Source organism: Oceanobacillus sp. FSL W7-1293, from assembly GCF_037969815.1.
GTDB lineage: Bacteria > Bacillota > Bacilli > Bacillales > Amphibacillaceae > Oceanobacillus > Oceanobacillus oncorhynchi.
In genome coordinates this window covers 2,838,615-2,860,232 of sequence record NZ_CP150212.1, presented here as the reverse complement: position 1 = coordinate 2,860,232, position 21,618 = coordinate 2,838,615, and the positions used below count along the sequence as shown (strand labels likewise).

Below are 21,618 nucleotides of genomic sequence, written 5' to 3'. Positions count from 1 at the left end.
TTTGGAATCTTCTTCGAATGATGATAAAATCAGATTAGTGAACAAAGGGGGTTAACAAGGTGAGTTCCTTATTACATATTGAAAACTTGTATGGAGGCTATACCCATAAAAATGTATTGCATGATATATCATTTGATTTAAATAAAGGAGAAATCGTCGGGCTGATTGGATTAAACGGTGCTGGAAAAAGTACAACCATTAAGCACATTATCGGCCTGATGCAGCCAAAAAAAGGGGAGGTACAGGTAGAGGGGAAAAGCTTTCAGGATGATCCTGAAGGGTATCGTAACCAGATGGCATACATTCCGGAGATGCCGATTCTGTACGATGAGCTGACTTTATATGAACATCTCAGGCTGACAGCCATGGCCTACGGAATTGAAGAAGAGGTATTTGAGCAAAGGCTGCCTAAGCTTTTACAGGAGTTTCGGTTAGAAAAGAAATTGAATTGGTTTCCGGTCCATTTCTCAAAAGGAATGCGGCAGAAGGTTATGATTATGTGTGCTTTTCTGATTGAACCGCCGCTTTATATTGTGGACGAACCATTTGTTGGTCTGGATCCATTAGGCATCCAGTCTTACCTGCAGATGATGGACTCGATGAAAAAGCAGGGGGCTGGCGTCTTAATGTCCACGCATATTCTGGCAACAGCGGAGAGATACTGTGACCGATTTCTTATTTTACATGATGGGAAATTACGTGCGGAAGGAACATTAGAAGAGCTTCGCACGCAATTCCAGATGCCGGGAGCAACTTTAGATGATTTATATGTTCAGCTGACAAAGGAAGATGATCATGTTTGATTCGCATGCACTTTATAAAAAACGTTTATCTTCCCATGTCAAAAATTTAAGCAGATATTTAAAATATATGTTTAACGGACATATTGCATTTGCCATGTTTTTTTTCATTGCTGCAACTGCTTATTATTATCAGCAGTGGCTGGAACAATTACCGGAGAATTTTCCGACTGGAATCATCATGGGAATTGTTTTAGGATTGCTGATCAGCTATAATCCAATCCGGACATTATTGCAGGAGCCGGATCTGGTGTTTCTTATTGCTGCTGAGCAGCGGATGGGAGCGTATTTCCGGAATAGCTTGATTTACAGCTTTGCGATTCAAACATACCTCATTGTACTTGCAGCGGCTGCATTCAGTCCGCTCTATTTCGCCAGTTTCAGCGGGCGGTCGGGAAGCATATACCTTGTTACGCTTTTGTTATTTTTGATTTTTAAAGGCATGAATATGCTGGCAAACTGGAATATGCTGAAGGTAAGAGAGAAGAGTTTGCGAACCATTGATTTAACAGCACGGACACTGCTTAATATCGTTATAGCTTACTTTGTGATTGAAGGACAGGCATTATACGCTGTGATAACGATGGTGTTGCTGCTTCTTGTGATTGTATATGATTTTATTGTGGCAGCAAAACAGCCGGGCATTATTTGGGAATTGTTAATAGAAAAGGATCAAATCCGCCTGCAATCCTTTTACCGGATTGCGAATTTATTTGCAGATGTTCCGCATTTGAAAAATAAAGTAAAAAGAAGAGAATGGCTGACAAAGACCTTTATCAGCAGAATCCCATTTGAACGTTCAGCTTCCTATGATTACTTATATCAGATTTCTTTTCTCCGCAGCGGGGATTATTTAGGGATGTATCTCCGGCTTGTAGTAATCGGCGGTATTTTTATCTGGGTTATTCCTAATCTCTGGATAAAAATTTTATTTGCCATTTTGTTTATTTATTTGAGTGTTTTTCAGATGATGGCTCTATATCACCATCACCGTACACAAATGTGGCTGGATTTGTATCCGCTGAAGCCCGGATTAAAACTGGAAGCAGTGATTAAAATTATTCGCAAGCTCGGCTATATGCAGGCATTTGCTTTTACCTTTTTATTTATTTTTCAGCTTGAGTGGCTGGGGAGTATTATTGTATTAATTGGCGGTCTAGCTTTTGTCTGGGCATATGTAACATTCTACGTGCATCCTAAACTGGATAAGGTATAAAAACAAGCTGACGAGAGGATAGCCTCGTCAGCTTGTTTTATTTGGCTTGTTCCTGATAGGTCAAATAAATATTTGCGAAAGCTTTTGCAGCTATAAGCATAGCTTTTTCATCGATATCAAATCTCGGATGATGATGCGGATAATCATTTCCCTCCAGATTCGCACCTGTCAGGAAGAAAGCGCCTGGTTTTTCTAATAAGTAATAAGCAAAATCTTCTCCGACCATTAACGGCTCCGTAATCGCTGCAATGTCTACACCATCAATTTCCTTTGTTGTCTGGAGGACAAGATCTGTCTGCTCTGGATGATTGATAACTGGCGGATACCCTTTAACATAGTCAAACGTATAGGAAGCACCGAAAGAATCGCAAACTCCTTTTAGAATCTGCTCCATTTCCTGAATGATTTTTTCTTGCACTGCTGTATCGAAATGTCTGACGGTTCCGACCAATTTAGACTGGTCGGCAATGATGTTAAAGGCATTCCCTGCTTCAAAAATACCAATTGAGATAACGGCAGATGATAATGGACTTAATCGTCTGCTCACAATTTGCTGGAGTTGGGAAACTGCCTCAGCACCAATCACGATGGCATCCTTTGTATCTTGCGGAATAGCGCCGTGACCGCCCTTTCCCTGAATCGTAATTTCAAACCGGTCCGTACCTGCCATGATTGCCTGATGTGTAGAATAAATACTTCCAAGCGGGAGGGTTGCCCATAAGTGTGTGCCAAATACAGCATCTACATCTTTCAAAGCACCGGCTTCAACGATTGGTTTCGCCCCGCCGGGAGCATATTCTTCTGCATGCTGATGAATAAAGACAATACTTCCTTCCAAGTCATTTTGAAACTGTTGCATTACTTTTGCAAAGGTAAGCAGGGTAGCAGTATGGCCGTCATGACCGCAAGCATGCATGACACCCGGAACCTGAGATTTATAAGGAACATCCTTCTCATCCTGTATCGGCAGCGCATCAAAGTCAGCCCGGAAAGCAACGGTTTTGCCCGGTTTTGCTCCTTTTAATGTTGCTACGACACCGTTACCGCCTACATTTTTTTCGTATGGAATACCTAATTTTTTATAATAGTTTGCGATGTATTTAGCGGTTTCTGTTTCTTCAAATGACAGCTCGGGATGCTGATGCAAATATCTGCGGATGTCTACCATTTCTTCATATGTGTTATCAAGAAGGGAATGAATAGCTGATAACATATTAACCACCTCTTTCAATTGATAGCCTTGTAATAAATAGAGATAAGCCTCTAATTTCAATCTCTTTCATTATATCACTAATCCAAGAAGCTGTAGAACAAATATTTCGAGGATTAAAATACTTTTGCGTATGGCAGCAATATAAAAACCATGAAGCAGTAATCGCTTCATGGTCAGGAAGAAGTTCATATCAATTGTTCTTAATGGATACGCGGGTCTTCTAATAATCTCTCTATTTCTTCTTTATGATGTGTTTCATCAGAGATCAAGTCCTCTAATTTCACAACCAGCTCTGTCAGCCCCAGTTCCTCAGCCTGTGCTTTTCTTTTTTCATAGCGCTTAATCGTATCTGTCTCAGATTGAAGGGAGGCCTTCAATAAATCTGCCACTTGGGAAGGCTGCGGTACTGAAGCTGCTTCTGTAGTCGGGGTGCCGCCAAGTGATTTGATTTTTTCGGATAAATAAAGCGCGTGTCCTAATTCGTCTGTTATTTCTGATTCAAAAAATGGTTTCAGCGCGGACCTGTATAAACCTGAGACAACGGATGCGCTGTACGTATACTGGATAGCTGCAGCGTATTCATTCGATAAATCTTCATTTAATCCGTCAATTAATTCTTGTAATTTTGCATCCATACTTTATCACCCTTTTTTATGATTTTTACTTCTTTATATATATTTCCCATTGTTATTTTTGTCAAACCTGTTTAGCATAAATAAAGAGAACAGAAAAGGAGAGGTTATATGAAAAATAAAACAGCAGCAGTTTTGTTCAGCGTATGGATGGCTGCTTGTTTACTTAGTATTGTCTGGATAATACAAATAAAACGTGATATTTTGCCATATACCGATCAATGGACCAGAGGAATCGTTCCTCATGTTCATGGAACAGGTTTATTTGATTTTTTCAGAGTGATTACGGAGTTAGGCTCTTCGCATGTACTTATCCCGATAGCCATTGCTGCAGCGGCAGGACTTATGCTGTTGTATAAGCATTGGTATCCGGCGCTGCTGCTTTTAGGAGGAACGTTATTTGCGCATTTACTGAATACATGGATAAAGCAGCTTATAGCAAGAGAAAGACCGAGTGTCTCTGTTACTTTAAATGCAGAAGGATTTAGTTTTCCATCGGGACACAGTATGATTTCCATGGTTTTTTATGGCCTGCTGGCTTATTTACTATGTAAAAAAATACATTCAGAGAAAGGAAAGCTGATGGTGCAGATTCTATCAGGAACGCTCGTTTGTTTAATTGGAATCAGCCGCTATTTTATTAATGTACATTATATAACAGATATCATTGCCGGATTTACGATTGGTTTTGCGCTGCTTTATATTTATATTCGTATAGATAAAAACATCTCAGACTTAAGACGGAGAAGAGAACCTGCTTAAGCTGGTTCTCTTTTAATCCTATTCCGAAGTAAAATAGAGTTATAGAGAAAGGGGTTGATGAAACACATGAAGAGAGTTTTTTCTTATTTTATAGCAATTTGCTTCATTTGGATTGGAATCATGTTAATTGTAAACAGTTTAAATATAGATGGTTTTGAATTAAATTTTGGCTGGACATATATTTATCCATTATTCTTTGTGGTTGCCGGAGCTGTGCTGCTGGGAAGCGCCGTAATCAAAAAAGGCGGCAGGTGGATGATAGGTACGTTCTTGCTCGTTTTTGGGGGGCTCTTGTTAGCAGATCGGTTTGGGCTGGTTGATTTTACATTTTGGAATGTGTTTAAGCTCTGGCCGCTGATTCTGATTTTTATAGGAATCAGTCTATTTCGCGGACTTCATTTCTTGACTGTGTACAGCGGCAGTTCGAAAAAAAGGAAAAAAGATCGCTGGTACGCCTTCTCAGAACTTAAAAAGAATGATGCGCCATTTACAATAGGAGATATGGAGAAAAAGGGAAACTGGAATTTGGAGCCAATGAATATTACCACCATGGTAGGCAATTTTTATTTAGATCTGACCGATGCCTATATACCGGATGAAGAAACAGAGATAAATATTCGTTCGCTGGCAGGCGACGTCACTATCCTGATTCCCGGGGAAGTGGAATTCCAAGCCAAAGCGGCAGCAAAGGCTGGAGATATCAATATTTTGGATGAGGAATCGACAGGAATCAATACATCCTTGTTTTATAAAACGGATCAGTTTGAAACAGCTACCAAAAAATTATTTATCGACATTCGCTTAAAGGCAGGATCTATTCGGGTAGACCGAGTATAAGATGGGAGGAGGAAGAAAATGAAACGTTGGGGAAAAAGTATCCGATTCAGCTTTATAAAATCTCATCTTTATGTTTTATTTTTAACAACATGCATCCTGCTGGCTATTATTCTATCCTTATTTGTTATTTGGGAACCAAACTGGCTAACGGCACAAAGTATCTTTTTATTTATCGGCTTATATATTATCATTGGATTTATTTTGTCCCTGCAGGCCGGATTTACACAAATCGGCAATTTATTAAAAATACGCTTAGATGCCATTTCCATCCAAATCAAGCAATTTGCCAACGGAAATTATACTTCTAAAATCACGAATGTTCATGAGGATGTGGATGAAACAGATCGAATTATTGCTGAGCTGAATGATTTAGGAGATAAATTGCAACGGCAAGTGGAATCCTTACAGCGGATGGCCGATGAGAAATCAGATTATGCGAAATCAGCACATAAAGCAGCAGTTATTGAAGAACGGCAGCGGATTGCCCGGGACCTTCATGACGCTGTCAGCCAGGAGCTTTTTGGGCTGGCAATGCTATCAGAGACAGCATTAAAGCTATTTGATAAAAATCCTGCTACAGCAAAAGAACAAATGGAGGAAGTCGTACATTCCGCGCATCAGGCACAGGCAGAGATGCGTGCATTATTGCTTCATTTACGGCCGGTTTATCTTACGGGCGGAGAAACGTTAGAAGAAGGCATTCAGAAATTAATCGATGCTTTAGAACAAAAAAGCAATCTGACATTCCAAATCGATATGGATGAAGGCTTAGATTTAAAAGAAGTAGTCGAGGAGCACATTTTTCGAATTATTCAGGAATCTTTATCGAATATCCTGCGGCATGCGAATGCAAATACGGTTCAGCTAGAAATAAAACAGAGGCGAGAAGAGCTTTATGTCCGTATTGAAGATGACGGCATCGGCTTTGAATCAGATGATCAGCAGAATAATAAAGCTTCTTATGGTCTGAAAACAATGAAGGAACGCAGCGAAGAATTAGGCGGAACATTTACCATTCGTTCCAAAAAAGGGCAGGGTACATATATTTATATTCGAATTCCCAATCAAGGGAATGAAAAAGGGGAGAATGTATTATGATTCGTGTAGTTGTCATTGATGATCATGATGTGGTACGTAAAGGAATTATTTCTTTTTTACAGACGGAAGACGATATTGAAATTGCAGGGCAGGCGGACAGCGGATTTAAAGGAGCTGAGCTTGTTATCCAGGAGAAGCCCGAAGTCGTGCTGATGGATTTAATTATGGAAAATGGAAATGGTATCGAAGCAACCAGACAGATTATGTCTTCTTATCCAGAATGCAAGGTGATTATTTTAACATCCTATTATGATAATGAACAGGTAATCCCTGCCTTGGAAGCAGGGGCATTCAGCTATTTGCTGAAAACCTCTAATGCACAGGAAATTGCAGATGCTGTACGAAAAGCAGCTAAAGATGAAAATGTAATCGAACCAAAGGTTGCCAATACAATGATGAACCGTTTTCGCACCCCGGCGAAAAAACCCCATGAAGATCTGACCGAACGGGAATTAGAGGTGCTGCTATGTATTGGAGATGGAATGACCAATCAAGAAATCAGTGAAAAACTCTATATCGGGATTAAAACGGTGAAAACACATGTAAGCAATATTTTAAGTAAGCTGGAAGTGAATGACAGAACCCAGGCTGCTGTTTACGTGCACAGGAATCAATTATTTAAAACAGCAGGAGATTGATTCGCTTTACTTTACATGAAGATACGCCCCTCACAAAAAAAGGTTGTCCGCAGGGGAACAACCTTTTTTTGATAAAACGATTATTACGTGGAATTGTCCAAAAACAACCTTCTGAATGAATGTTTGTTTTCTGTATTTATTCTTCCTTCTCATGCATATGCCCTGAAATAACAAACGGGCGCTCCATAAAGTAGCTCGGCTGTTTTGCCTGCTGCGAATCATGAGCTTTTTTAAATTGATCGGAGCTTTTCCAGTTCTCAAAATCAGCGAACGATTTCCACTGTGTTAAAACCACATATTTACTTGATTTTTCCTGACGTAAAAAACGCCATGCTTGAAAGCCTTCCATTTCTTCAATGCCGCTGTCGCTATGCTTCATACGATATTCAAAGGCGGGGCTGCTGTCTTCTGAAATAGGGAGATGATTCATAACCACATACCCTTCCTTAGATAATTCGCCAACCGATTTTAATACATCAAAGGCTTGACCGGCTGAAAAAATATTTTTAGAATTGTTTTCATAATAGGCGATACCGCCATCATTACTGGCGATAAAGTAAAAGTCAATATGCTTATGTTTTTTCTCCAATGTTTCTAAAAAATGAATCGTTCCTCTGGACATAAATGCTTTCATAAAATTCCTCCTTCAATTGTCGACCTTCTTTGAATATCTACTTATAATTAAATTGTACACAAATACAAATAATATTGAAAATAATACCCTTTTGTCGAATGTCCTTGTAATTTAAGGATGTCCATTCTTTATCAAAAGATGAGAATAACGTATAATGAATGCGTATATGCTACTTGAGGTGAACTTATGAGAAGCGAGCGAAGAAATGAAAAAAGAAACGAACGCAGAAAACAGCAGAAGAATGTTTTTCGACAAAAATTCAAATGGCTGGGAATAGCCGTTGCTGCTGTTTTTCTTTTATTATTAAGCGGCTATGGTCTGCTTATTTTAGGCGGGAAAATGGTTGCCAATGAGGAAGATTTACAGCTTGATTTGACGACCACTATCCGCACAGAGGATGGAGAAGTTATCCGGACATTATACAATGAGAACAGAGAGTATGTTTCGACAGACCATATACCGGACCATGTTCTGGAAGCATTCGTTGCAGTGGAAGATCGCCGGTTTTATGAGCATCAGGGAATTGATCTGCAGTCGATCAGCAGAGCTGTTTACCGTGATATTTTAGCGAGAAGCAAAGTAGAGGGTGGAAGCACCATCACACAGCAATTATCTAAAAATCTTTTTCTGTCAAATGATAAATCCTGGACAAGAAAAATTAAAGAAATGATGGCGTCACTTTATCTGGAGCGCAGACTCAGTAAGGATGAGATATTAGAGTTATATGTGAACCAGGTCTACTTTGGAGAGGGAGTATATGGGCTGCAGAAGGCTTCAGAATATTTCTTCTCAAAAGATGTAGATGATTTAACGATATCTGAAGGAGCACTGCTTGCCGGTTTAATGAAGGCACCTAATGGATATTCGCCTTTAAACCATCCAGAAAAAGCAGCAGAGCGCAGAAATGTTGTTTTAATGACCATGGAATCAGCCGGCTTTATAGATGAAGAAACAATGGCTGCAGAGCAGGAAAAAGGGTTAGGAATCAATCTGAAAGAAGAAGAAAGAGGAACAAACCCTTGGGTCGACAGCTACGTTGATATTGCTATAAAAGAGGCTGCGGAAGCGCATGACTTAAGCTTTGCCGAATTGCAAAGCGGAGGATATGACATTACTGTCTATATGAATGATGATTTTCAGCAGGTTGCTTATCAGAACTTTCAAGAGGATGCTTTCTTCCCTGGGAATACAGAGGGGACAGAGGGAGCCTTTGTTATGCTGGATAAGAATAACGGACATATTGTCTCGGCTATCGGCGGACGGGATTATAGCTTTGGCGATTTAAACCGGACAAATGTACAGCGGCAGCCGGGGTCAACCTTTAAACCAGTTGCTGTGTATGGTCCTGCACTGATGCAGGAAGACGAGTATAATCCTTATACGATTATCCCTGATCAATATATGGATATAGATGGGTATGAAGCAACCAATGTTAGTGGAGAATATAAGAATAACATAACGATTTATCAAGCAATTGTTGAATCAACAAATACCTCCGCAGTCTGGCTGCTTAACGAAATTGGAATAGACAATTCGAAATCGTATCTGGAGAAAATGGGGATGCCGATTGAGGATAAAGGATTATCGATTGCACTGGGAGGCTTAAATAAAGGGGTCACGCCGCTGCAAATGGCTCAAAGCTTCCAGACCTTTGCAAATAACGGAGAAATGTCGAAAGCGACAGCAATAGCGGAGATAAAGGATCGTAACGGGGAAGTTCTTTATCAGTCTGAATCAAACAGCGAAGAAGTATTTACCCCGCAGGTTGCCTGGGATATGACAGAAATGCTTAAAGAAACAGTCCGGACAGGAACAGCAAGTTCCGGCTATTACGGTAAGGAGCTTGCAGGGAAAACAGGAACAACGCAGCATCCAGCTGTCGATGGAGCGTCGAAGGATGCTTGGTTTGTAGGCTATACACCTGATTATGTTACGGCCATGTGGATGGGCTATGATCGATCTGATGCAGAGCATTATTTAACAGGAGGAAGCTCTTATCCGACGTCCTTGACTAAAAAAATACTGACGGATATTGATAACCAGACGGGTTCTGGATTAACAGCATCCTTTGAGATGCCAGAAGGTGTAGAAGCTTTGCCGGAACCGATTGATTTACCAGTCATTGAGCATGTAGATGCAAGCTATACCTTTGGCGGATTTGCTTTATTGAAAGGAAAGCTTAGCTGGGAAGGCTCCGCCGATGATCGAGTCGTATACCGTATTTATAAAGAAGAAGAAGGTACAGATGAACTCGTCGGAGAAGTGGAAGGAGAAACAGAATTTATCGTTGATGATGTGTGGTTCCGCAACGAAACGTATTACGTAGTTCCAGTTGATCCCATTACCAATATGGAAGGTTCTCATTCCACATCCGTATCCTTTTTCTAATATCTCGCCGGTTCGTTTTATCACGGAGAGTCGTCCGTCAAACTCCCACTGAGTGAAGTTTCGTTTTATAAGAAATATCTTTTTAGAATGATTATAAAATGAGACAATTTGATGACAAACAAATCGTAACCCTATACAGAAATGCGATAAATAGATATAGTTAGAGATGGAAAAAGAATATAAAGGATGAACGTTGCATGGCAAAAGTGAAAAATACAACTATTTTAGACGCATATCGCGGAAAGAAAACAGACTACACGCCAGCTTGGTTTATGCGCCAGGCTGGAAGATCCCAACCAGAATACCGGGCATTAAAAGAAAAATATTCCCTGTTTGAAATTACACATCAGCCGGAGCTTTGTGCTTATGTTACAAGACTTCCGGTAGAAAATTACGGAGTGGATGCGGCGATTCTTTATAAGGATATTATGACGCCTCTGCCGGCTATCGGGGTAGATGTAGAAATCAAAAGCGGAATTGGCCCAGTGATCGACCAGCCGATCCGGACTATGCAGGATATAGAAAAGCTTGGTGAGATCAACCCGGAAAGTGATGTTCCTTATGTGCTGGATACCATACGTCTGCTGACAGAAGAACAGCTTGATGTGCCGTTGATCGGCTTTTCCGGAGCGCCGTTTACATTAGCGAGCTATATGATTGAAGGCGGACCTTCAAAAAACTATACGAAAACAAAAGCGTTAATGTATCGTGAACCACAGACTTGGTTTGCGTTAATGGATAAATTGTCAAAAATGATTATTCGTTATGCAGAAGCGCAAATTAAAGCTGGTGCAAGTGCTATTCAAATCTTTGATTCGTGGGTCGGTGCATTAAACGTGGAAGATTACCGTTATTTTATGAAACCAGTAATGATGGATATTTTTTCAGCGTTAAAAAAATATGATGTTCCGCTGATTACCTTTGGTGTAGGAGCAAGACATCTGCTGCTCGAATGGAATGACCTGCCTGTCGATGTCATTGGCCTGGATTGGCGCACTTCCGTGGAAGAAGCGAGAAGCTTAGGTGTAACGAAAGCACTGCAAGGAAATCTGGACCCTGCAATTTTACTTAGTGATTGGGAGACAATTGAAAAAAGAACGAAAGCGATTCTCGATCAAGGAATGAACACAGAAGGCTATGTCTTTAACCTTGGTCATGGCGTTACTCCCGATATTAAGCCGGAAACATTAAAACGGCTGACAGATTTGATTCACAGCTATTCCAAGCAAAATTGAGAAGCAAACCCGGGCTAATGAAGCCCGGGTCAAACAATTAAATCTTATCTGTAAACAGATTTATAAAAAGGTATAGTTTCTAACTACGGAATAACAAAATGTAACGAGGTGTATTGGAAATGGAAAAAAAGAAATTAGGATTATTAGTAATGGCATATGGTACGCCATATAAAGAAGAAGATATTGAACCTTACTACACACATATTCGTCACGGCAGAAAACCGGATCCAGAAGCCTTACAGGATTTAAAGGATCGTTATGAAGCAATTGGAGGCATTTCCCCTTTAGCAAAAATAACGAAGGAACAAACAAATGCTTTAGAAAGCAAGCTGAATGAAGTACAGGATGAATTTGAATTTAAAGCATATATCGGTTTAAAGCATATTGCTCCATTTATTGAGGATGCCGTAGAGGAAATGGCAAAAGACGGTATAGAAGAAGCAGTTTCCATTGTTTTAGCGCCACATTATTCTACATTCAGCGTGAAATCATATAACGAACGGGCGAATAGTACTGCTGAAAAACATGGTATAAACATTGAATCTGTACAGGATTGGTATACGGAACCAGGGTTTATTGACTTCTGGGCAAAAGGTGTGCAAAATACCTTTGCAGAAATGCCTGCCGAAGAAAAAGAGAATGCGGTATTAATCGTATCTGCCCATAGCCTGCCGGAGAAAATTCTTCAAAATGGCGATCCATACAAACAGCAGTTAGAGGAAACAGCACAATTAATAGCAGAAGCTGCTAATGTGAAAAATTATGAAGTAGGCTGGCAAAGTGAAGGCAACACACCAGATCCTTGGCTTGGGCCGGATGTACAGGATTTAACTCGTGAATTGTATAACAAAGAAGGGTACAAAGCATTTGTATATACACCTGTCGGATTTGTAGCAGATCATCTTGAGGTGCTATACGATAATGATTATGAATGTAAAGTGGTCTGTGATGAGATAGGAGCAAGCTACTACCGTCCGGAAATGCCAAATGCCCGTCCAGAGTTTATTGAAACGTTGGCAAATGTCGTATTAAAAAAAGTAAAGGCTGCTTCCTGATGGATAGAAAAAAAGTAGTTGTTCTGGGCGGCGGAATGACAGGATTATCTGCCGCCTATCACCTGCAAAAACAGGTGAAATCAGCAAAGCTTCCAATTGATATTACATTAGTGGAGGGCTCTAACCGACTGGGCGGACGCATTCATACGATAAAAAAAGACGGGTTTACGATTGAAAAAGGTCCAGACTCCCTTTTAGCACGTAAACCATCTGCAATGAATTTGGCAGAGGAATTGGGTATACTTGATCAAACAAGACGTAATTCTACCGGGCAGTCCTTTATGCTGATTAAAAATCGGCTGCATAAAATGCCAAAGGGTGCATTTATGGGTGTGCCAAAAGAAGTTGGACCGCTCCTGCGTTCAAATTCCTTTACTTTGACAGGTAAAATCCGTGGATTAATGGATCTGATTATACCAAGGAAAAAAAGGACCGGGGATGAGTCATTAGGACATTTTATGCGTCGCCGTTTTGGAGATCAAGTAGTAGATAATCAAATTGATCCGTTGCTTTCCGGAATTCATTCTGGTGATATTGATCAAATGAGCCTGGAGGCAATTTACCCTGTTTTTGGAAAGATGGAGCAGGAATACGGCAGTGTCATGAAAGGACTCCGAAAGACCACGTCGAAACCGGTTAAAAACAGCAAGCCTGCCCAAGGACAGTTTTTCTCTTTTACAAATGGTTTACAGACGCTTGTTGATGCACTTGAAGCAAAGCTGGATACGGTGAAAATCCTCCGTGAAAATAAAGTGAATCATATAGAGAGGAAAGAAGCAGGTTATCATCTTCTATTAGATTCCGGAGAGGTGTTAGCAGCAGATTTTGTTTTAGCAGCTGTTCCGCATACTCAGGTTCCCGGAATGCTGAGTAAGCATCCAGCGCTGCAGGAATTATATGCTATTCCGGCGACATCCACAGCAAATGTCGTACTCGCTTTTGATGAAAAACAAATTAAGCGTGATTTAGACGGAACCGGATTTTTGGTTACTAGAAATAGTAATTACCGCTTCACTGCATGCACGTGGACCCATCGTAAATGGGAAGGAACTGCACCTGCAGGGAAAGCTTTACTGCGCTGTTATGTCGGTAAACCTGATGATCAGGAGATTGTAAAAGAATCCGATGAGACGCTGGTGGATATTGTGTTGAAGGATTTAAATAAAGTAATGAAAGTAAAGGGAAAGCCTTTATTTTATGAGATTACTAGATTTATTGAGGCAAGACCACAGTACCACACAGGGCATTTAGAGCTTGTCAGCAGAATCCGGGATTATGTGGCCAGTCAGCTTCCAAACCTGGAGCTGATTGGCAGCTCTTATGACGGTACGGGACTTCCGGATTGTATTGAGCACGGACAAAAGGGTGCAGAATTGGCAATAGAAGCATTGACTCAAAATAAATAAGTTGAATATATGACTTAAAACAGCTATGGAATGTTTGGTTCTGTGGCTGTTTTTCTTACGGACAGAAGTAAATAAATGATAGAATGAAGAAAAATAACTTGTTTTTTAAAAAAAGCATTCGTTTATCATGAAACTACGTAAGAATAAATGCGAATGAAAGAGAAAGAGGAGGGGGAGCAGCTGCTATATAATCAAGTCAATCAAGAGATCATGATTTCGTTGCTGGAAGAAAACGATGCAGAAAACTTATTTGATTTAGTCAGCGACAACAAAAATTTTTTAAGCAACTGGTTATCCTTTCCATCTGTAACCAATCAGATGGAGGATTCCAAAAGTTTTATTAAAAGGTCCTTATTTCGTTTCGTAAATAAAGAGGGCTTTTGGGCCGGGATATGGTATAAGGAAGAATTAGCCGGTTCCATTGGTTTCTTATATTTTGATTGGAAAGTAAAGAAAACGGAAATTGGATACTGGCTGGGAGAACCATATACAAATAAAGGAATCATGACACATACCTGTGCTGCAATGGTGAATTATGCATTTCACGAATTGGGATTAAATAAAGTAGAAATTAAAACCGCCGTAAGTAATAAAAAAAGTGCAGCGGTCCCCGAAAGACTGGGATTTAAACATGAAGGAACCATACGGGCAGATGAAATGATAGGGGATACAATTCATGACCGGGAAGTATATGGGATATTGCGAGCTGAGTGGGACAGGTGAGGCGCAGCTTTTCTTAAAGATGGGACTGCGGTTACCAATGTTGTCAGATTAATAAATTATATTAATTTTGATACAGATAGTAATAAAACCGTCGTAGCGGACATCTCTTCGGCGAGAACACGGATGTTTTAAAGCCCGAGTAATATTCTTGGTTTTTTAAAAAATACCAAAAAGCCAGACTGGCATAGTACCCGTCTGGCTTTTTGGCGGAGCTGGGATTGTGATTACCAATGTTGTCAGGTTAATGAAAGCATTAAAGCTTAAAACAAATTACTCCGAATAGCTTACGATTAATTCATCAATTAATGAACCGACATAATCTACCGCAATTTCGATATTTTTTGGATTGGACATATCAATGCCTGCATCGTTAATTAAGTCAAGCGGACGCTTGGTACCGCCTGATTTTAAGACGTTTAACCAGTCAGCCACAGCAGGCTGTCCTTCCTCACGAATCCGCTTAGCCATTGTTGTTGAAACGGTTAAACCGGCAGAGTAGGTATATGGATACAGACCCATATAGTAATGCTGCTGACGCATCCAGGTTAAGCCGGCACCATCATCAAAAGTGACGGTGTCTCCCCAGAAGGATTCTAATACTTGACGCTTCTCTCTGCATAAAACATCAGCTGTTAACGGAGTACCTTTTTCAGCCAAATCATAAACCTTACGCTGGAATGCACCTTCTAATAGATGTGTAATAAAGTTATGATAATAGGTTCCCAATAATTGAGTGATTACCCAGCGTTTCATCCGCGGATTATCTTTGTTTGCGCGCATTAAATGATCAGCGAGCAGCAGCTCATTTAATGTAGACGGTGCTTCAATAAAATAAGTTGATGGACGTGTATTAAAAAGTGTCTGGTTTTTACCGGCTAAATAGAAGTGGCCGGCATGCCCTAATTCATGTGCAAGAATAAAGGCGTTGCGCATTTTATCAGCCCAGGTTACCAGAATATATGGATGTGCTCCATATGGGCTCGAACAGAATGCGCCGCTTGCTTTACCAACATTTTCAGCACGGTCTACCCAGCGGTCCGATAATGCTTTTTTCATTCCTTCGATATATTCCGGCCCCATCATATCGAGTGCGTTTAAAATGGTCTCGGAAGCCTCTTCATAGGATGTACTCGGATTAAACGCAGGGTCCAGCGGCGCTTTTAAATCACTGAATCGCAATTCTTCCAGCCCGAGCTTTTCTTTTAGTAATTTCGCGTATTTCTGCATGTGCGGAGCTAATTTTTCCTGGATAACATCTAATTGATTATGATACATTTCCGTGGTTACCTGCTGTGGTGCTAAAAGCATATCCGTAACAGAATCATATTTTCTTAACTTGGAAAGCTGTACCTGTTTTGTAATTTCTGTCTGATAGGTAGCAGCATACGTATTTTTATATTGTTCCAATGTTTCTATAAAGGATTCGTAGGCGTTTCTTCTCAGTGCGGTATCCTCTGAATATTCGTAGCTTTCTTCGTATAACGGTTCACTCATTGGCTGTGTTTTTCCCTGACTGTCTGTTACACTTTTGAACTGCATATCAGACTGTTTACTTCGTGAAAAGATATTGTGTGGAGCTTCTAAAACTTCGCCGAGGGCAGATAAAGCTTCCTCTAATTCAGGTGAAAGGATATGCTCCTTCTGCTCTAAAATATCAAACAAATATTTCCGATATGTTTCAAGCTCAGGCTCATCCTTTATAAACTGCTCGATTTCAGATGAAGTCAGGCTAAGAAGCTCTGTTTCAAAGAAGGAAATCTTGGAACGGATTGCAGCAAGAGCAGCTCCGCTCTTTGCAGCAGCTCCCTGATTAGCCGGATCGCTCCCGTCTGCACTTACTAATAAATTTGCATAAACGGCAACATGAATAACCTTCTGCTGGTAAGCTTCTGCAGTTTTAATAGCATGTAATAAAGTGTTTGCATTTTCAGAAAGCTTTCCTTTGAAAGCGGTAATTTGGTCAGCTTCTTCAACAATGTCCTTCAATGCTTTTTCCCAGCTTTCTTTGTCTGGAAAAAGATCTGTTAAATCCCATGTCTGTTCAACAGGAACATCTTTCCGATATCTTCTGCTTTCTTCTGTCATCGTCATTCCTCCCAAATGCTTGAAATATTACTGTCTATCAAAGAAAATATAGATACAGCAATATGTTAGCCATTAATTCGATTACCTAATTAATTATAGTACACAGAAGGGGAAAATTATAGCATTTTATCACAGAAGCAATAAATGTGCAAAAAAAAGAATAGCCGAGTACAGGCTATTCAGGAGAAGGATATAACTTATGGGAATTCTTCATATTAAACAGAGCGAGAATAACAGTAATGCCTTGCTATTGGTTTTACTGGTAAAATCTATTAACGCCCTGGATAATCACAATCGTCACAAATGTTGCCATAACAATCTGCCTTTTCATTTACCATTGCATTTCCACATTTTGCACATTTCTTCTTTGGCAGATTTTTAAAAAATTCGATAATTCCAGTCATTTCGATTCCTCCTAATGTTTTAAATGATTTAAAAGTATTGTACTATAACAGAATATTGATGTCAACACTGTATTGCTACAATTTTTAAATATTTTTTGAGGAGCTGTTTTTAAGATGAAATTAACTATTATCGGCTTTTGGGGCGGCTATCCCAATAAAGATGGCGCTACTTCAAGCTATTTGTTAGAAAAAGACGATTATAAATTGGTGCTGGATCTAGGGAGCGGGGCCCTGTCCAAGCTGCAGAAATTCACATCTGTACCTGAACTGGATGCAGTGATTTTATCTCATTATCACCATGATCATGTAGCAGATATCGGTGTACTCCAATATGCAAAACTGATTGATTATTATGTGCATAATAATGAAAAGAAACTAAAAATATATGGACATACAGAAGATGAAGATGGCTTCTCATCCCTGTCCCATCAGTATACAGAAGGGGTTGCTTATAGCCCGGAGGAAGAATTGAAAATAGGTCCTTTTTCCATTACATTTCTAAGGACAGCGCATCCGGTTCCATGCTTTGGTATGCGTATTACGGACGGAAAAAAGACGATTGTATATACTGCAGACAGCAGCTACACTGAAGCGTGGATTCCATTCGCAAAAGATGCGGATGTACTTATAACAGATTGTAATTATTTTAAAGGACAGGATGGAACAGCAGCCGGACACATGAATAGTGAGGAAGCTGCCGGCATTGCGAAGGCTGCAAATGTGAGGGAATTAGTGCTTAGCCACCTGCCTCAGTTTAGTGTACTAGAACAGTTGAAGGAGGAAGCAGAAAAAATTTATACAGGCCCGATTATGTTAGCGGAGGAGGGATATGTCTGGGAATAACTTATAAGAGTTGTTCCCTAAGCTGCTGCGAGTTCTTGTAATGCTTTTTAAACGCCTGCTTGCAGGTAGAAGTTTTGATTTGCAATAATTTATACGTTAGAATAAAACTAGTGAAAATAAAGGGAGGAATAGTAAGTTGAAATTTATTGATAATAAAGGAATCACAGACCCTCAAATTAATCTGGCTATTGAAGAATATATTCTTGAAAATTTTGGTGAGAAAGATACATACCTCTTATTTTATGTAAACAGTCCTTCTATTATTATTGGACGAAATCAAAATACAATTGAAGAGATTAATACCGATTATGTGGATGAACAAGGAATTAAGGTTGTTCGACGTCTTTCCGGCGGCGGCGCAGTTTACCATGATGAACAAAATTTAAATTTCAGCTTTATTACGAAGGATGATGGCAACAGCTTTCAGAATTTCGCTAAATTTACACAGCCAGTTGTCGATGCTTTGAATAACATCGGTGTGCCGGTTGAATTGCAAGGAAGAAATGATTTAGCTGTAGAGGGAAGAAAAATATCTGGCAATGCGATGTTCTCTACCCGAGGCCGTATGTTCAGCCATGGAACGTTAATGCTGGATTCCCAATTAGAAGAGTTAACCAAAGCATTAAAGGTGAAAAAGATTAAAATTGAATCAAAAGGAATTAAATCTATTCGCAGCCGCGTGGCAAATATCGCTGAATATCTGGATAACCCAATATCTATGGATGAATTTAAGGAATTGATTTTACGCTATATTTTTGATGTGGAAGACGTTAACGATGTGCCACAATATGTATTAACCGATGAAGACTGGGCAAAAATTCATGAGATTTCCGAAAAACGTTATCAGCAATGGGAATGGAACTATGGAAAATCACCTTCATTTAACTATCAGGAGTCTAAAAAATTCCCGGGTGGGCTTGTTGATGTTCGTTTAGATGTGAAGAAAGGCATCATTGAAAATTGTACCATCTTTGGCGATTTCTTTGGCTTGGGTGATGTAAAAGTATTAGAAGATGCACTGACCGGTGTCCGCCATAACCGCGACGCTGTCAAAGAAGCTGTAGATCAGGTTGATGTCTCCCATTATCTTGGCAGAATTTCTAAAGAAGAATTTCTAGAATTGCTTTACTAAAATTTCTAGCAGAATACGAATCATTTAATAAAACTTCATTCTGAAGCGTTAAGAGCTCTGCGCAGAATGAAGTTTTTTGTCGGTATTAATTCCAGAATTTAACGCATGAATTTTCTTTGTTTTTAAAAATAATGCAAAATTTTTAAAATAATTATTTCTTTTTCCTCAGTTTGGTGCTATAATGCTTTTAACTCATCCATATCACTAGGGAATAAGGAGGAAAAATAAAATGCAAATGAGAGAAATAACCCCTTATACGATGGCAATATTGTCGGATAAGGACGAAAACGGGAAAAATATCACCCGTATTTTAGAAGATGAAGTAGAGTATGTATTAAAAGGCAGGCCGACTAAAGTGATTGAATACGCATGCGCATATTTTGGATCTGATTTAAAAGGCCGGCAAAATGGCATCAAAAGTATATCCCACATTACACATAAAACTCCAATACCGATTGATCCAAGAAATAAAATGTATTTCTTTCCCACAAAATCTCCATCCCATGAGAGCTGTTCCTGGATATCACATACCCATATTGAAGATGTTAAAAGAATAGATAGTAAATCAACGGAAATTTTATTTAAAAATGGACGAAGCATCACATTGGATATTTCCCACGGCATCGTTATTAATCAAATACAGCGTACCGCTCATATACGCTATCTTATGGATGAGCGGGGAAGTGCATTTTAGTAACCCTGCAGTACAGGATTTCAAATGGGATCAAGAGATAATAAATGATTAGAAGAGTTGTTACTTCATCTTCGTTTTTCTGCTTTTCCTCAGTCTCCTCTCAAAATCACCTCAGCCAACTTCAGACATAATAATATAAAGCTACCTGGAATAAAAGCCGGTTTTTTGACAGGCCTCTGCATAAAATAATGTTATTGCTTAAGAATATGATTATAAAACCTTCTCTGCCTCCATCCATGATGATAATAAATATAATTATAATAGGGTACCCTGGTGATAGATTGAGTTTCATTGGACAGAGAAGTTTATACTTTTCAAAAAAACTGCAGTAGCATATAATCATCAATAAGATTGTTGGAATTTTGAGGGAGACTGACCGTATGTACGTAATGAATATTACATTTTCAAATTGGCAGACATTTCTAAAAGAAGAGGGCTGGGAGGAATTTATCCGCCAGCTGTTGGAGCAATATGAAGGACTCGGTCCGTTGCCTGGTATTGCACTTCCTTTTTTTGAAGCTTTTTTACCATTTTTGCCGCTTATTGTATTTGTACTTGGAAATGCTGCTGCTTACGGCTTGTTTGAGGGTTTTCTCTATTCTTGGCTTGGTGCCAGCTTAGGTGCTGTTCTAGTGTTCCTTGTTATCCGGCGCTTAGGAAATACAAGACTCTTAAAACGGATACGCCATAACAAGCAGGTGTCCAGGATTACGAATTGGGTAGAACGGCATGGCTTTGGGCCTTTGTTTTTATTATTATGTTTCCCATTTTCTCCATCATCTGTTATTAATGTGGTGGCCGGGCTGTCAAAAATCAGTTTCTACCCATTTTTATTAGCGGTGCTGTTAGGGAAGACCGTGATGATTTTTTCTATTTCTTATATTGGCTCCAGTATTATGGAATTTGCACAAAATCCGGTGCGGACCATTCTAGTGGGAATAGGTATTATCATTTTTTGGGTATTCGGCAAGTATTTAGAGAAAAGACTTCAAAAAAAAGCGGACAAGCATCAAGTATAATAACAGAAGTCAAATCAGCTAGTATAACAAAATGAATAAAAAAACGTTCATATATTTTTTAAAATTAAACGAATACTGTCTGTCCGCGGATAAAAGGTTAAATTTCTTTGCTTTGGGGTATGATATTAATAATTAAACTAAAGCGAAGGAAGAATAACAGTGAAAAAATATAACTATGTAAGAGTTTCTATTGTCGCTGTTTTATTAATCGCTGTGTTTTTACTTATCCGGACACTTTTATTCGAAAACTATGTGGTTAACGGAAAATCCATGGAACCCACACTGTATGACGGAAATTTAATGATGGTTAATACGTTTACAAGTGATATTTCAGATATTTACCGTTTCGATGTGATTGTATTTCATGCCTCGGAAGAAAATGATTATGTAAAACGAGTTGTCGGGCTTCCGGGAGAAAAAGTAGAATACAAGGATGACCAATTATATGTAAATGGCGAGTATATCCCTGAGGATTTTCTGCAGGAAGAAAAAGAAAAGACGGAAGCGACACCTTTGACAGAAGACTTTACACTTTTGCAAGTGACTGGAGAACAAACGGTGCCGGAAGGTGAACTGTTTGTATTAGGAGATAACCGCAGAGACAGCTTAGACAGCAGATCAATCGGTTTCGTCTCTGTAGAGGAAATAGTCGGCAAGGTGGATGTGACGTATTGGCCAATAACACAGTTATTTAAGCAGCCGCGCTAAGACGGATGGAAAGCAGGTATATGTTCGTGTAAGATGTATGAACAATCCTAGCATTCACCATTTTAGTGCAGGCATGAAACAGATGAAAATAAAGTG

At 39.5% G+C, this 21,618-nt stretch carries 21 protein-coding genes; 16 read left to right on the top strand and 5 right to left on the bottom strand.

Annotated elements, in window-relative coordinates:
- Window positions 1–59 precede the first annotated feature (59 nt).
- Both MKY65_RS13990 and MKY65_RS13985 read left to right on the top strand, forming a co-directional pair.
- Window positions 60–803 carry an ABC transporter ATP-binding protein gene (locus MKY65_RS13990; protein ID WP_339177780.1) on the top strand — a complete coding sequence of 248 codons (744 nt, stop codon included), beginning with the start codon at window positions 60–62 and terminating at the stop codon, window positions 801–803.
- Window positions 796–2,016 carry an ABC transporter permease gene (locus MKY65_RS13985; RefSeq protein ID WP_339177778.1) on the top strand — a complete coding sequence of 407 codons (1,221 nt, stop codon included), beginning with the start codon at window positions 796–798 and terminating at the stop codon, window positions 2,014–2,016. Before MKY65_RS13990 ends, MKY65_RS13985 begins: the two co-directional genes overlap by 8 nt.
- A gap of 37 nt (window positions 2,017–2,053) precedes the next feature.
- Here the strand turns inward: MKY65_RS13985 and MKY65_RS13980 are convergent, their stop codons facing one another.
- Together MKY65_RS13980 and MKY65_RS13975 are read right to left on the bottom strand one after the other, a co-directional pair.
- On the bottom strand, window positions 2,054–3,229 hold the full coding sequence (locus MKY65_RS13980; RefSeq protein WP_339177776.1) for a M20 family metallopeptidase: 1,176 nt from the start codon (window positions 3,227–3,229) through the stop codon (window positions 2,054–2,056).
- Between the two features lie 200 nt (window positions 3,230–3,429).
- Complete coding sequence (locus MKY65_RS13975; protein ID WP_339177774.1) at window positions 3,430–3,864, bottom strand: ferritin-like domain-containing protein; 435 nt, start codon at window positions 3,862–3,864, stop codon at window positions 3,430–3,432.
- Between the two features lie 108 nt (window positions 3,865–3,972).
- Here MKY65_RS13975 and MKY65_RS13970 point away from each other — a divergent pair, with 108 nt between their 5' ends.
- The 4 genes from MKY65_RS13970 (at window position 3,973) to MKY65_RS13955 (ending at window position 7,196) form a co-directional block, all read left to right on the top strand.
- A complete protein-coding gene (locus MKY65_RS13970; protein ID WP_339177770.1) occupies window positions 3,973–4,623 on the top strand; it encodes a phosphatase PAP2 family protein in 651 nt (216 codons plus the stop codon).
- Window positions 4,624–4,689: 66 nt separating this feature from the next.
- On the top strand, window positions 4,690–5,460 hold the full coding sequence (gene liaF / locus MKY65_RS13965) for a cell wall-active antibiotics response protein LiaF (protein ID WP_339177768.1): 771 nt from the start codon (window positions 4,690–4,692) through the stop codon (window positions 5,458–5,460).
- 18 nt (window positions 5,461–5,478) lie between these two features.
- Complete coding sequence (locus MKY65_RS13960; protein WP_339177765.1) at window positions 5,479–6,558, top strand: sensor histidine kinase; 1,080 nt, start codon at window positions 5,479–5,481, stop codon at window positions 6,556–6,558.
- On the top strand, window positions 6,555–7,196 hold the full coding sequence (locus MKY65_RS13955; RefSeq protein ID WP_339177763.1) for a response regulator transcription factor: 642 nt from the start codon (window positions 6,555–6,557) through the stop codon (window positions 7,194–7,196). Before MKY65_RS13960 ends, MKY65_RS13955 begins: the two co-directional genes overlap by 4 nt.
- A gap of 136 nt (window positions 7,197–7,332) precedes the next feature.
- Here MKY65_RS13955 and MKY65_RS13950 read toward each other — a convergent pair whose 3' ends face one another.
- Window positions 7,333–7,830 carry an antibiotic biosynthesis monooxygenase gene (locus MKY65_RS13950; protein WP_339177762.1) on the bottom strand — a complete coding sequence of 166 codons (498 nt, stop codon included), beginning with the start codon at window positions 7,828–7,830 and terminating at the stop codon, window positions 7,333–7,335.
- 186 nt (window positions 7,831–8,016) lie between these two features.
- On the opposite strand from MKY65_RS13950, the gene MKY65_RS13945 reads away from it, so the two are divergent.
- The 5 genes from MKY65_RS13945 to MKY65_RS13925 all read left to right on the top strand — a co-directional run bounded on the left by MKY65_RS13945 (window position 8,017) and on the right by MKY65_RS13925 (window position 14,637).
- Window positions 8,017–10,218 (top strand): PBP1A family penicillin-binding protein, encoded by a 2,202-nt coding sequence (locus MKY65_RS13945; RefSeq protein ID WP_339177760.1) that lies wholly within the window; start codon window positions 8,017–8,019, stop codon window positions 10,216–10,218.
- A 197-nt stretch (window positions 10,219–10,415) separates the two neighbouring features.
- The gene (hemE, locus tag MKY65_RS13940; RefSeq protein WP_339177758.1) at window positions 10,416–11,453 is read left to right on the top strand and encodes a uroporphyrinogen decarboxylase; all 1,038 of its coding nucleotides are present in this window, start codon (window positions 10,416–10,418) and stop codon (window positions 11,451–11,453) included.
- Between the two features lie 119 nt (window positions 11,454–11,572).
- Window positions 11,573–12,508 carry a ferrochelatase gene (gene hemH, locus MKY65_RS13935; protein ID WP_339177755.1) on the top strand — a complete coding sequence of 312 codons (936 nt, stop codon included), beginning with the start codon at window positions 11,573–11,575 and terminating at the stop codon, window positions 12,506–12,508.
- Entirely contained in the window at window positions 12,508–13,914 is a 1,407-nt protein-coding gene (gene hemY, locus MKY65_RS13930; protein WP_339177753.1) for a protoporphyrinogen oxidase, read from the top strand. The genes hemH and hemY overlap by 1 nt, the downstream gene beginning before the upstream one ends.
- A gap of 153 nt (window positions 13,915–14,067) precedes the next feature.
- Window positions 14,068–14,637 carry a GNAT family protein gene (locus MKY65_RS13925; protein WP_339177751.1) on the top strand — a complete coding sequence of 190 codons (570 nt, stop codon included), beginning with the start codon at window positions 14,068–14,070 and terminating at the stop codon, window positions 14,635–14,637.
- Between the two features lie 270 nt (window positions 14,638–14,907).
- On the opposite strand, the gene pepF is transcribed toward MKY65_RS13925, so the two are convergent.
- A complete protein-coding gene (gene pepF / locus MKY65_RS13920) occupies window positions 14,908–16,728 on the bottom strand; it encodes an oligoendopeptidase F (protein ID WP_339177748.1) in 1,821 nt (606 codons plus the stop codon).
- Window positions 16,729–16,994: 266 nt separating this feature from the next.
- A complete protein-coding gene (gene yhfH, locus MKY65_RS13915) occupies window positions 16,995–17,126 on the bottom strand; it encodes a protein YhfH (protein WP_084612985.1) in 132 nt (43 codons plus the stop codon).
- 114 nt (window positions 17,127–17,240) lie between these two features.
- Here yhfH and MKY65_RS13910 point away from each other — a divergent pair, with 114 nt between their 5' ends.
- The 5 genes from MKY65_RS13910 to lepB all read left to right on the top strand — a co-directional run bounded on the left by MKY65_RS13910 (window position 17,241) and on the right by lepB (window position 21,522).
- Window positions 17,241–17,969, top strand: a complete 729-nt coding sequence (locus tag MKY65_RS13910; RefSeq protein ID WP_339177744.1) for an MBL fold metallo-hydrolase — start codon at window positions 17,241–17,243, stop codon at window positions 17,967–17,969.
- Between the two features lie 136 nt (window positions 17,970–18,105).
- Window positions 18,106–19,101, top strand: coding sequence for a lipoate--protein ligase (locus tag MKY65_RS13905; protein ID WP_339177742.1), 996 nt, complete (start codon window positions 18,106–18,108; stop codon window positions 19,099–19,101).
- Window positions 19,102–19,330: 229 nt separating this feature from the next.
- Window positions 19,331–19,795 carry a competence protein ComK gene (locus MKY65_RS13900; RefSeq protein WP_042534605.1) on the top strand — a complete coding sequence of 155 codons (465 nt, stop codon included), beginning with the start codon at window positions 19,331–19,333 and terminating at the stop codon, window positions 19,793–19,795.
- 380 nt (window positions 19,796–20,175) lie between these two features.
- A complete protein-coding gene (locus MKY65_RS13895; RefSeq protein ID WP_289585459.1) occupies window positions 20,176–20,814 on the top strand; it encodes a TVP38/TMEM64 family protein in 639 nt (212 codons plus the stop codon).
- Window positions 20,815–20,973: 159 nt separating this feature from the next.
- Window positions 20,974–21,522: a signal peptidase I gene (gene lepB / locus MKY65_RS13890; protein WP_339177738.1), complete on the top strand. Its 549-nt coding sequence runs from the start codon at window positions 20,974–20,976 to the stop codon at window positions 21,520–21,522.
- Window positions 21,523–21,618 lie beyond the last annotated feature (96 nt).

Excerpts from the sequence above, each read along its gene's own strand:
- hemY (WP_339177753.1), top strand. The coding sequence starts at position 12,508 with ATGGATAGAAAAAAAGTAGTTGTTCTGGGCGGCGGAATGACAGGATTA.
- liaF (WP_339177768.1), top strand. The coding sequence starts at position 4,690 with ATGAAGAGAGTTTTTTCTTATTTTATAGCAATTTGCTTCATTTGGATT.
- MKY65_RS13955 (WP_339177763.1), top strand. The coding sequence starts at position 6,555 with ATGATTCGTGTAGTTGTCATTGATGATCATGATGTGGTACGTAAAGGA.
- MKY65_RS13980 (WP_339177776.1), bottom strand. The coding sequence starts at position 3,229 with ATGTTATCAGCTATTCATTCCCTTCTTGATAACACATATGAAGAAATG.
- MKY65_RS13945 (WP_339177760.1), top strand. The coding sequence starts at position 8,017 with ATGAGAAGCGAGCGAAGAAATGAAAAAAGAAACGAACGCAGAAAACAG.
- MKY65_RS13950 (WP_339177762.1), bottom strand. The coding sequence starts at position 7,830 with ATGAAAGCATTTATGTCCAGAGGAACGATTCATTTTTTAGAAACATTG.
- MKY65_RS13985 (WP_339177778.1), top strand. The coding sequence starts at position 796 with ATGTTTGATTCGCATGCACTTTATAAAAAACGTTTATCTTCCCATGTC.
- MKY65_RS13925 (WP_339177751.1), top strand. The coding sequence starts at position 14,068 with ATGAAAGAGAAAGAGGAGGGGGAGCAGCTGCTATATAATCAAGTCAAT.
- MKY65_RS13970 (WP_339177770.1), top strand. The coding sequence starts at position 3,973 with ATGAAAAATAAAACAGCAGCAGTTTTGTTCAGCGTATGGATGGCTGCT.
- MKY65_RS13910 (WP_339177744.1), top strand. The coding sequence starts at position 17,241 with ATGAAATTAACTATTATCGGCTTTTGGGGCGGCTATCCCAATAAAGAT.
- MKY65_RS13960 (WP_339177765.1), top strand. The coding sequence starts at position 5,479 with ATGAAACGTTGGGGAAAAAGTATCCGATTCAGCTTTATAAAATCTCAT.
- hemE (WP_339177758.1), top strand. The coding sequence starts at position 10,416 with ATGGCAAAAGTGAAAAATACAACTATTTTAGACGCATATCGCGGAAAG.
- MKY65_RS13895 (WP_289585459.1), top strand. The coding sequence starts at position 20,176 with ATGTACGTAATGAATATTACATTTTCAAATTGGCAGACATTTCTAAAA.
- yhfH (WP_084612985.1), bottom strand. The coding sequence starts at position 17,126 with ATGACTGGAATTATCGAATTTTTTAAAAATCTGCCAAAGAAGAAATGT.
- pepF (WP_339177748.1), bottom strand. The coding sequence starts at position 16,728 with ATGACGATGACAGAAGAAAGCAGAAGATATCGGAAAGATGTTCCTGTT.
- hemH (WP_339177755.1), top strand. The coding sequence starts at position 11,573 with ATGGAAAAAAAGAAATTAGGATTATTAGTAATGGCATATGGTACGCCA.
- MKY65_RS13975 (WP_339177774.1), bottom strand. The coding sequence starts at position 3,864 with ATGGATGCAAAATTACAAGAATTAATTGACGGATTAAATGAAGATTTA.
- MKY65_RS13900 (WP_042534605.1), top strand. The coding sequence starts at position 19,331 with ATGCAAATGAGAGAAATAACCCCTTATACGATGGCAATATTGTCGGAT.